This window comes from Pseudomonas oleovorans subsp. oleovorans (assembly GCF_002197815.1).
Taxonomy (GTDB): Bacteria; Pseudomonadota; Gammaproteobacteria; order Pseudomonadales; family Pseudomonadaceae; genus Aquipseudomonas; species Aquipseudomonas oleovorans.
The window spans coordinates 1-9,130 of the sequence record NZ_NIUB01000069.1; the positions used below are offsets into that span (position 1 = coordinate 1).

Here is a 9,130-nt window from a genome sequence, read left to right on the forward strand (position 1 = left end):
AAGTACCTAACGAACTATCTGGGCTGGCGCCGCCTGCTTGAGCGCTACAAAACACAGCTCAACCCATTGATTTGCTTGAAAGAGGCGTTGGGGTATAGGGATATGCAACAGTTAACTCAGACATAGCTTTTTTGAAACGCCCCGGCAATCGCTCCTGAACGCTCTCGCAGTTGAGCGCCCTCTAGCTCTATCATGGCTGCCAACAAATGGAGTCGATTCGCTGTGCTGATCCCCGCTCACCTGCTGCAAGCCGATACCCTCACCGCCCTGATCGAAGATTTCGTCACCCGCGACGGCACCGACAACGGCGATGAAACCCCGCTGGAAACCCGCGTGCAGCGCGTACGCCGCGCCCTGGACAAGGGCGAGGCGGTTATCGTCTTCGACCCTGACAGCCAGCAATGCCAGTTGGCGATGAAGCGTGACGTGCCCAAGGAATGGCTGGAGGCCTTGCAGCAATCGCTCAGTGATTGACCGTGTGCGCCAGCATCACCGATAGCTGACACAGCGGCCGACCACTTTCGGCCTGCCATTGGTTGAACACGGCCTGCACCGCAGCCAGGTCTTTCAAGCTGGTCGGCGCCTTGTCGATCACGTCCTGCGCTTTCAGAGCGGCGACCATGTCATCGGTGGGAATGAAGGTGTCCTTGCCCACCATGCGCAGAAAACGCGGCGCCGACAGGCCGCCAAGCTGACTGCCATGCTTGGCCAGATACTTCCACAACCCGACGATGTCGGTCACCGGCCAATCGGCGATCAGGGTGCCAAAAGAAAAATCGGCCGCAGGTCGAGCCTGATGCCCTTCTCCCTCTGGGAGGCAGCTCCCGCTCCCGGCGGGAGTGCTGCATTCACCACATCCCTGTGGATCAAGGTGGCGCGCAGCGCCGGATGAGGGACTGCCCTGTAAGCGTCCAGCCCGCACATCGAGTATGAACTGAGCGTTACGCGGCACGCTCTTGAGCTTGCCCAGGTGACGGATCAACCGCGTGTCCTGCATCAGGTTTTCCAGGCGCTCGGCGCCCATCAGCACCACCTTCTCCGGGTCGAAACCGAAGAATACTTCCTCGAACGCCGGCCACTTGGCGTCCACCAGACTGTGCTTGAGGCCGGCGCGGAAGATGCGCAGGCTGATCAGCGACAGGTAGCGATCATCGCTCAGCGCGCGCAGATCGGCCTCGCTGCGCGGCTGCGGCAGCCTGGCCTCCAGCGCCCTGGACGAGCCGAAACGGTTGAGGCAGAACTCGTGCAGCCACTTGTAATCACGCATGAATCGAATCCTTCATGAAACGGACGACGAAGCCTGCACGGAGTAAGCGTCACAGTTCAAGTCCTGTGGGAGCCCCGCCCCGGGGCGAAGCGTTTTGCCTCGGCGCCTGGGGCCTGAGCACATTCGCCGCGAGGCGCGGCGCCTACAGCAAAGCGCCGCCTGCCTACTCTCACCCACGCAAACGCTCGGCGGCCCGGCGCAACGCAGCCTCGGTACCACTCCAGCCCAGACAGCCGTCGGTGATCGACACGCCATAGCGCAGCTCGCCGGACAGCGCCTGGCAACCATCGAACAGGTGGCTCTCCAGCATCACCCCGCGCAGGCTGCTGTCGCCGGCCAGGCGCTGGTCGATCACGCTGTCCAGCACCGCGGGCTGGCGCAGCGGGTCCTTGCCGCTGTTGGCATGGCTGCAGTCGACCATGATCCGCGGCGCGATACCCTGGCGCTCGAGCGCCTGGCGCGCGGCGGCGACGCTGGCGGCATCATGGTTCGGCGCGCCATGACCGCCGCGCAGCACCAGATGGGTGTCCGGGTTGCCGGCGGTATGCAGCAGCGCCGGGTGGCCAAGATCGTCGATGCCGAAATGCTGGTGCGGGTGCGCTGCCGAACGCATGGCATCGCAGGCGATGCCGATGCTGCCGTCGGTGCCATTCTTGAAGCCCACCGGCAGATCCAGGCCGCTGACCATCTCGCGGTGCACCTGCGACTCGCTGGTGCGTGCGCCAATTGCCGCCCAGCCGAGCAGATCATCGAAGTAACCGGCGGCCATCGGCTGCAGCAGCTCGCTGGCCAGCGGCAGGCCGCGCTCGAGAATTTCCAGCATCAGCTGGCGCGACAGGCGCAGGCCTTCGGCCATGTCGCCGCTGCCATCCAGATGCGGGTCGTACAGCAGCCCCTTCCAGCCCACGGTGGTACGCGGTTTCTCCACGTAGGCGCGCATCACCAGCAGCAGCTGGTCGTCGACCTGCGGGGCCAGCTCGGCGAGGCGTTCGGCGTATTCGAGGGCGCTGCTGCGGTCATGCAGGGAACAGGGGCCGACCACCACCAACAGGCGCGAATCACGGCCATCGAGCACGGCGCGGATGGCCTCACGGTCGGCGGCGATACGTTCGGCAAGTGCGGCGGATAGCGGTAAGCGCTGGCGCAATACGGCGGGACTGGGCAGCGGCTGGGCGCTGCGGCGGGCGATGGTGGTAACGGTAGAAGCGAGTTGAGCGGAGCTGTTCATGATCTGGCGGTTCCTTGGCCGGCGCGGTCTATACCGCGGCGGCGCTAACTGAGTGTTCGTGGCAAAGGTGTCAGGGCGGTGGTGACGCTGCTAAATCGCCAGTCGTTGCGGTAATAGTTCTGGTAACGGTTCATCTGCACATCCTCTAAGTGGTTGGCCGTTTTTCGGCCGGAAAAAACAAAACCCCCGGTCGGGTTGCCGACCGGGGGTTTTCTGGAAAACGTATCTGGTGGCGACCCTGGTGTCTCAGGCCGCCTGTGGGGTATCAGGCGCGCCTGTGGCTAAACCAATACCCAAAGAAGTAATACGCCGCCGCCACGACCAACTGCGCACGCGCCAACGCGGCGCGTGAGGCACCGGCTTGCAGCATGGACAGAAGGTTGAGGCTGGCGGACATGAGATTCTCCAAAGCGATGGCCGAACCATACTCCAGGCCTTTGCGGCCTGGCAAGCGTCGCGACTAAAGCCGCTCCCACATGCGACGCGAGCCGTGGGAGGGGCTTTAGCCGCGATGGCTTACAGGCTCATCACATCGAGGAAGCGCGGCGTGGCGCTGTCGTCGATCTTCAGGCTCTTGAAGTCGAACAGGTTGCGGTCGGCCAGTTGCGAGGGGTGCACGTTCTGCAGGGCGCGGAACATGATCTCGACGCGACCGGGGCTCTTGCGCTCCCACTCCTGCAGCATCTCCTTGACCACCTGGCGCTGCAGGTTCTCCTGCGAACCGCACAGGTTGCAGGGGATGATGGGAAATTCCTTGAGCTGGCTGTAGGCCTCGATATCGGCCTCGGCACAATAGGCCAGCGGGCGGATCACCACGTTGCGGCCATCGTCGGAGAGCAGCTTGGGCGGCATGGCCTTGAGCGTGCCGCCGTAGAACATGTTGAGGAAGAAGGTTTCCAGAATGTCGTCGCGGTGGTGCCCCAGCGCCATCTTGGTCGCACCGATCTCGTCGGCGTAGGTGTACAGGGTGCCACGACGCAGGCGCGAGCACAGCGAGCAGGTGGTCTTGCCCTCGGGGATCTTCTCTTTCACCACCGAGTAGGTGTCCTTCTCGATGATGTGGTACTGCACACCAATGGATTCCAGATAGGCCGGCAGCACATGCTCGGGGAAACCGGGCTGCTTCTGATCCATGTTCACCGCGACGATCTCGAACTGGATCGGCGCCACCTTCTGCAGGTACAGCAGCACGTCGAGCATGGTGTAGCTGTCCTTGCCGCCGGACAGGCAGACCATCACCTTGTCGCCATCCTCGATCATGTTGAAGTCGGTGATGGCTTCGCCGGCCAGGCGGCGAATGCGCTTCTGCAGTTTGTTCTGGTTGACCGAAAGGGTGCCCATGGTGCGTCGAAATCCGAGGGGTGAGAACGAAAGCGCGACATTTTACGCACAAAGGCGCCGCGCCCCTACCCCATCGGCGGTTAAATGCTAGGCTCGGCCGATGAATGACGACCTCGACCCCAGCCAGGATCTCGCCGACCAGGTACTGCAACTGCTGCAGGCCGCTCCGGACGGGCTGGCCGAATACGCCCTGATCCAGCAGCTCAAGGCCCGCCATAGCGGCCACCTGCCCAACCTGCCGCTGACCGACAAGCTGGTGCTGTTTCGCACCCACTTTCTGCTGTTCAACGCCCTTTACCGCCTGCGCGATCAGCTCCGGCAGGCGCAGACGCATCTGCTCGAAATCAGCCCGCTGTGCATTCGCCTGCTGCCCTATCAGCCCGGCACAGCTGCACTGAGCGAGCGCGACGAGCTGCGCGACTACTACCTGGACATGAGCCAGCTGCGCGATACCGACGAACGCGACGTCGAGCGCCTGCTCACCAGCTTCTGGACACGCATGCAGGGCGGTGACGAAAAACAGGCCGCGCTGGAGCTGTTCGAGCTGAACCACGAACAAACCCTCGACTTGTCACGCATCAAGCAGCGCTACCGACAAATGGTCAGCCTGCATCACCCGGACAGAGGCGGCAGCACAGAGCGGCTGCAGTCGATCAACCTGGCCATGGAAATTCTAGAGCGCTATTACCGCTGACCGGCACAGAGCAATTTGCTCTAAAGCCAGGCATCACGCCGGCTTCAGGCTCTGCCTATACTGCGACATAAGGTCGCAACGATTTGGCCTGATACCCGGTAACGCTGTCCATGCGCACCGGGCCTCCGCCGGGGGGCGACTGTCATAAGAAAAGGAGGTGTCTGGCATGATCCACCACGTTTGGGGGCTCTTCACCCATCCCGACCAAGAATGGCAAGAAATTCGTGGCGAGGAAGAAACCATCAGCCACATGTACCTGACCCACGTACTGATTCTCGCGGCGATTCCTGCCGTCTCGGCTTACATCGGCACCACCCAGGTCGGCTGGGCCATCGGCGACCGAGCGCCGGTGATGCTGACCGAAGGCAGTGCGATGGTGATGGCCATCATGTCCTACCTGGCGATGCTCGCAGGGGTAGCCGTGATGGGCGCTTTCATCCACTGGATGGCGCGCACCTACGATGCCAACCCGAGTCTGACCCAGTGCGTCGTGTTCGCCGCCTACACCGCCACCCCGCTGTTCATCGGAGGTCTTGCAGCGCTGTACCCCCACCTGTGGCTGGGCATGATCGTCGGCACGGTCGCCATCTGCTACACGGTTTACCTGCTCTACGTCGGCATACCGACCTTCATGAACATTCCCGAGGACGAAGGCTTCATGTTCTCCAGTTCAGTGCTGGCGGTAGGCCTGGTGGTGCTGGTGGCCATGATTGCCAGCTCGGTCATTCTCTGGGGCATGGGCATCGGCCCGGTCTACACCAGTTGAATAGTTGAGGTATCGACATGGCCGCCCTCGGGCGGCCTTTTCATTGGCAGCGGCACGGGCTGCCGGCTTACGGCATAATCAGCGCTCAGCCAGCCCCTGCTCTCCCCCGCCTATGCCCGAACAGATTCACGCCCGCGTCGAAGCCTGCTACCAGCAGGCCGAAGCCTTCTTCAAGCAACGCTTTGCCCGCCCCGAGATCAGCTTCAAGCTGCGTGGGCAGAAGGCGGGGGTCGCGCACCTGACGGAAAACAAGCTGCGCTTCAATCTGCAGCTGTACCGGGCCAACCAGGAAGACTTCCTGCGCCAGACAGTGCCGCACGAAGTCGCCCACATGGTCGCCCATCAGCTATTCGGCCCACGCATTCAGCCGCATGGCGAGGAATGGCAACTGATCATGCGCGGCGTCTACGAACTGCCGCCGCATCGTTGCCACAGCTATGAAGTCGAACGCCGCAAAGTCAACCGCTTCATCTACCGCTGCAGTTGCGTGGATGGCGAGTTCCCCTTCTCGGCCCAGCGTCATGCGCTGGTGGCCAAAGGGCGACGCTACTACTGCCGGCGTTGCAAGGTGACGCTGACCTTCAGTGGCGAGCAGCGCCGGGAGTGATGGGGAAACTCCTTAAACGCCTCGGTGCGCGCGGCGCACCCTACGCCCGTATCGAAGCCACCTAGGGTGGGGGTGTACGCAGCGACGTTGCCAGACAGTGAGCCTTGCGACTCAACTCAGCGCCCCAGCCTTCCTCAATGCCGTGATCTGTTCGGCGTCATAACCCAGCTCCGTCAACACTTCGGCGGTATGCGCGCCAACCGCCGCTCCGACATGCCGGGGCGGCGGCAAGCCCTCGGAGAACTTCAGCGGGCAGGCCAGCTGCGGCTGCGCCGGCAAGCCTTCGCGCGGCACCTCGACAACCAGCCCACGCGCCTTGACCTGCGGATGCTCGACCGCCTCGGACAGTGGCAGCATGGGCTCGACGCAAGCGTCGATGCCGGCGAACACTTCGCACCACTGGGCGAAATCACGCTTCTCGAACTCGATTTCGATCTCGCGCTTGAGCGCTTGCTGATCTTCAGGCTTGAGCGACAGGCCGCGCGCCGCCAGTTCAGGCCGGCCAATGGCGGCGCAGAACTGCTGCATGAACTGCGGCTCCAGACTACCCACGGAGAACCAGCGCCCATCACGGGTGCGGTAGTAATCATAAAAGCTGCCGCCGTTGAGCGCCTGGTTTTCCATGCCCGGCTCGACGCCGGCGCCGAGGTAACCAGCCCCCGCCATGCCGTGCAGGCTGAACGCGCAGTCGGTGATGCTCACGTCGACCTGCTGCCCCACACCGGTGGCCTGGCGCTGCACCACGGCCGCGAGCAGGCCGATCACGCCATGCAGCGAGCCGCCGGCCAGGTCGGCCAGTTGCACGCCAAGCGGCAATGGCCCGCTGTCGCGACGCCCGGTGTAGCTGGCGATCCCGGCCAGCGCCAGGTAGTTGATGTCATGCCCCGCGCGGTCACGGTATGGCCCGCTCTGCCCGTAACCCGTGATCGACACATAGATCAGCCGTGGGTTGATCGCCTTGAGCGCGGCATAGCCGACGCCCAGCTTGTCCATCACACCGGGGCGAAACTGTTCGAGCACGATGTCGTACTCACTGACCAGGCGCTTGACCACCTCGACCGCCTCGGGGCGTTTGAGATCGAGGGCGATGCTGCGCTTGTTGCGGTTGAGGTAGGCGTGGCTGGTGGAGGCGCCGCCGTCGTGCGGCGGCAGCACGCGGATCAGATCCATACGCGTGGGCGACTCCACCCGCAGCACCTCGGCGCCCATATCGGCCAGCAGCAGCGAGGCGAACGGCCCCGGCAGCAGGGTGGAGAAATCGAGAATCTTCAGTGATGACAACGGGCCAGACATGGTGACTCCCAGATGGCGTGTTCGAGTTGGCCAGGGTGCAAGTGGGCATGACGCTTGCCGGCTTGCACCCGGACGATGAGTTAATCTTCCCAGACAATGACCTGCTCGCCTGGCAGGCCGGCAATGACCTCGGCATAGCGCATTTCCAGCACGTTGCGGCGAATCTTCATGGTCGGTGTCATGCTGCCGTTATCCACTGTCCAGGCCTCGCTGACCAGGTAGAAATGGCTGACACGCTCGTGCGCCTCCAGTCGTTGATTGACTGCATGCAGATGCTCGGCAAGTGACTGGCCGAGCAACTCACGCGGTTGCTGGCGAGCGGCGGGTGACAGCTCGACCAGCGCCAACGGTTGATCCAGGTTGCTGCCCATCAGGCACACCTGTTCGACCCAATGAGTCTTGGCGATCTTGCCCTCGATGGGCGCTGGCGCGACGTATTTGCCCTTGCTGGTCTTGAAGATGTCCTTGACCCGCCCGGTGATGCGCAGGTAGCCCGCCTCGTCCAGCTGGCTGCGGTCACCGGTGTGCAACCAGCCGCCCCAGCAGCGGGATACGCAGCAGGCTCTCGAGCTTGTGCGCCGGCAATTTCTCCAGCACGCCCTGCTGAAAGCGCGTCCACAACCGTGGCACCGAGAAGAACACAGTGGGACGCACCTGGCGAAGGTCTCCAGCGACTCGACAAAGGCCACCGGTGCGCCGCAGTAGAGGCTGTTGAATTCGACCAGAAAGCGCTCGGCGGCATGCGACAGCGGCAGGTAGGAAAAGAACTGATCTGCGGCGTCATGTTCAGCTCCGCCGTGGCGTGAGCCGCAGAGAACGCCATGGCGTGGGCCGAGAGCATCACGCCCTTGAGCTGCCCGGTGGTGCAGGAGGTATAGAGGATCGACAGCAGATCCTCGCCGCGTTGCAGATGCGCGCCGAGCAGCGACTCATGCGCCGCCAGCAAGGCCTGCCACTGGTGCTCGGCAGGCATGGTCGGATAAGGCATGGCGATGCGGGTGATATGCGCCGCGATACCGGTGGCCAGCTTGTCCGGCTCATCCAGCTTGCCAACCAGGATTACCTTGCAGCCCGCCTGCTCCAGCACATAGGCGATCTGTTCCGGCGCCTGCAGCGGATGCAGCGGCACGCTGACCAGTCCGGCGAGCTGGATCGCCAGGTCGCTGATAAACCATTCGGCGCAGTTCTTCGCCAGCAGCGCAACGCGCTCGCCCGGCACGCAGCCCAGCGCCAGCAGCGCGCTGGCCAGGCGACGCGCCTGGTCGTCGACCTGGCGCCAGCTGTAATCATGCCAGACGCCCTCTACAGGCTGGCGCAGCCAGATGGCATCGGGCTGCCGATGCAGCCAATGGTTGAAGCGTTCGAGAGGCAGTTGCAGAGATTGACTCATCGCGCTGACCTTGGTTTTTGTTATAGGTAGCTGCCCGTAGGGCGGGTGCAACCCGCCAGAGCGCCGATGGCGGGTTGCACCCGCCCTACGGATGAAGCCTGCACAATCCTACAGCTTCATCCCGCGACTGATGATCTCCTTCATGATCTCCGACGTACCGGCGAAGATGCGCTGGATGCGCGCATTCGCGTACATCTTGCAGATCGGATACTCCCACATGTAGCCCCAGCCGCCGTGCAGTTGCACGCCCTCGTCCACCACCTTGCCGAGCAGTTCGGTGGTGAACAGCTTGGCCTCGGCGGCCACTTCGGGAGTGAGCTTCTTCTGGTTGTGGTCCATCACGCAGCGGTCGGTGAACACCTGGGCCACGTCGATCTGGGTGCGCATCTCGGCCAGCTTGAAACGGGTGTTTTGGAAAGGCTATGTCTGAGTTAACTGTTGCATATCCCTATACCCCAACGCCTCTTTCAAGCAAATCAATGGGTTGAGCTGTGTTTTGTAGCGCTCAAGCAGGCGGCGCCAGCCCAGATAGTTCGTTAGGTAC

The 9,130-nt window shown here is 63.1% G+C and carries 11 protein-coding genes and 4 pseudogenes; 5 read left to right on the top strand and 10 right to left on the bottom strand.

What is annotated here, in order from left to right:
- Nucleotides 1-126 (top strand): annotated as a pseudogene (locus PSOLE_RS24030) (IS1595 family transposase); the annotation flags it as partial.
- 66 nt (nt 127-192) lie between these two features.
- Complete coding sequence (locus tag PSOLE_RS23010; protein WP_003461499.1) at nt 193-474, top strand: YheU family protein; 282 nt, start codon at nt 193-195, stop codon at nt 472-474.
- Here the strand turns inward: PSOLE_RS23010 and PSOLE_RS23015 are convergent.
- The 4 genes from PSOLE_RS23015 to ttcA form a co-directional block, all read right to left on the bottom strand.
- On the bottom strand, nt 464-1,267 hold the full coding sequence (locus tag PSOLE_RS23015; protein WP_074861321.1) for a DNA-3-methyladenine glycosylase I: 804 nt from the start codon (nt 1,265-1,267) through the stop codon (nt 464-466). The two genes, PSOLE_RS23010 and PSOLE_RS23015, sit on opposite strands and share 11 nt — an antisense overlap.
- Before the next feature lie 169 nt (nt 1,268-1,436).
- Nucleotides 1,437-2,495: a 3-deoxy-7-phosphoheptulonate synthase gene (locus PSOLE_RS23020; RefSeq protein ID WP_074861323.1), complete on the bottom strand. Its 1,059-nt coding sequence runs from the start codon at nt 2,493-2,495 to the stop codon at nt 1,437-1,439.
- Nucleotides 2,496-2,760: 265 nt separating this feature from the next.
- Nucleotides 2,761-2,892 (bottom strand): hypothetical protein, encoded by a 132-nt coding sequence (locus tag PSOLE_RS25005; RefSeq protein ID WP_255311643.1) that lies wholly within the window; start codon nt 2,890-2,892, stop codon nt 2,761-2,763.
- Nucleotides 2,893-3,011: 119 nt separating this feature from the next.
- Nucleotides 3,012-3,836, bottom strand: a complete 825-nt coding sequence (gene ttcA, locus PSOLE_RS23025) for a tRNA 2-thiocytidine(32) synthetase TtcA (RefSeq protein WP_074861325.1) — start codon at nt 3,834-3,836, stop codon at nt 3,012-3,014.
- Nucleotides 3,837-3,936: 100 nt separating this feature from the next.
- Here ttcA and PSOLE_RS23030 point away from each other — a divergent pair, with 100 nt between their 5' ends.
- From PSOLE_RS23030 to PSOLE_RS23040, 3 genes are all read left to right on the top strand, one after another.
- Nucleotides 3,937-4,530, top strand: coding sequence for a DNA-J related domain-containing protein (locus tag PSOLE_RS23030; protein ID WP_074861326.1), 594 nt, complete (start codon nt 3,937-3,939; stop codon nt 4,528-4,530).
- 166 nt (nt 4,531-4,696) lie between these two features.
- On the top strand, nt 4,697-5,296 hold the full coding sequence (locus PSOLE_RS23035) for a Yip1 family protein (RefSeq protein ID WP_003461508.1): 600 nt from the start codon (nt 4,697-4,699) through the stop codon (nt 5,294-5,296).
- Between the two features lie 112 nt (nt 5,297-5,408).
- A complete protein-coding gene (locus tag PSOLE_RS23040; RefSeq protein WP_074861328.1) occupies nt 5,409-5,903 on the top strand; it encodes a SprT family zinc-dependent metalloprotease in 495 nt (164 codons plus the stop codon).
- A 111-nt stretch (nt 5,904-6,014) separates the two neighbouring features.
- Here PSOLE_RS23040 and PSOLE_RS23045 read toward each other — a convergent pair whose 3' ends face one another.
- The 6 genes and pseudogenes from PSOLE_RS23045 to PSOLE_RS24035 form a co-directional block, all read right to left on the bottom strand.
- Complete coding sequence (locus tag PSOLE_RS23045; protein WP_074861331.1) at nt 6,015-7,196, bottom strand: CaiB/BaiF CoA transferase family protein; 1,182 nt, start codon at nt 7,194-7,196, stop codon at nt 6,015-6,017.
- A gap of 80 nt (nt 7,197-7,276) precedes the next feature.
- Nucleotides 7,277-7,726, bottom strand: a complete 450-nt coding sequence (locus PSOLE_RS24860) for an acyl-CoA synthetase family protein (RefSeq protein WP_003461513.1) — start codon at nt 7,724-7,726, stop codon at nt 7,277-7,279.
- Nucleotides 7,713-7,850 (bottom strand): hypothetical protein, encoded by a 138-nt coding sequence (locus tag PSOLE_RS24865; protein WP_231976634.1) that lies wholly within the window; start codon nt 7,848-7,850, stop codon nt 7,713-7,715. The genes PSOLE_RS24860 and PSOLE_RS24865 overlap by 14 nt, the downstream gene beginning before the upstream one ends.
- A gap of 205 nt (nt 7,851-8,055) precedes the next feature.
- Nucleotides 8,056-8,586, bottom strand: a pseudogene (locus PSOLE_RS24870) (AMP-binding protein); the annotation flags it as partial.
- 108 nt (nt 8,587-8,694) lie between these two features.
- Nucleotides 8,695-9,003 (bottom strand): annotated as a pseudogene (locus PSOLE_RS23055) (acyl-CoA dehydrogenase family protein); the annotation flags it as partial.
- A 3-nt stretch (nt 9,004-9,006) separates the two neighbouring features.
- Nucleotides 9,007-9,130 (bottom strand): annotated as a pseudogene (locus PSOLE_RS24035) (IS1595 family transposase); the annotation flags it as partial.

Coding starts and splice junctions, on each gene's coding strand:
- PSOLE_RS23010 (WP_003461499.1), top strand. CDS start 193: ATGGCTGCCAACAAATGGAGTCGATTCGCTGTGCTGATCCCCGCTCAC.
- PSOLE_RS23015 (WP_074861321.1), bottom strand. CDS start 1,267: ATGCGTGATTACAAGTGGCTGCACGAGTTCTGCCTCAACCGTTTCGGC.
- PSOLE_RS23020 (WP_074861323.1), bottom strand. CDS start 2,495: ATGAACAGCTCCGCTCAACTCGCTTCTACCGTTACCACCATCGCCCGC.
- PSOLE_RS25005 (WP_255311643.1), bottom strand. CDS start 2,892: ATGTCCGCCAGCCTCAACCTTCTGTCCATGCTGCAAGCCGGTGCCTCA.
- ttcA (WP_074861325.1), bottom strand. CDS start 3,836: ATGGGCACCCTTTCGGTCAACCAGAACAAACTGCAGAAGCGCATTCGC.
- PSOLE_RS23030 (WP_074861326.1), top strand. CDS start 3,937: ATGAATGACGACCTCGACCCCAGCCAGGATCTCGCCGACCAGGTACTG.
- PSOLE_RS23035 (WP_003461508.1), top strand. CDS start 4,697: ATGATCCACCACGTTTGGGGGCTCTTCACCCATCCCGACCAAGAATGG.
- PSOLE_RS23040 (WP_074861328.1), top strand. CDS start 5,409: ATGCCCGAACAGATTCACGCCCGCGTCGAAGCCTGCTACCAGCAGGCC.
- PSOLE_RS23045 (WP_074861331.1), bottom strand. CDS start 7,196: ATGTCTGGCCCGTTGTCATCACTGAAGATTCTCGATTTCTCCACCCTG.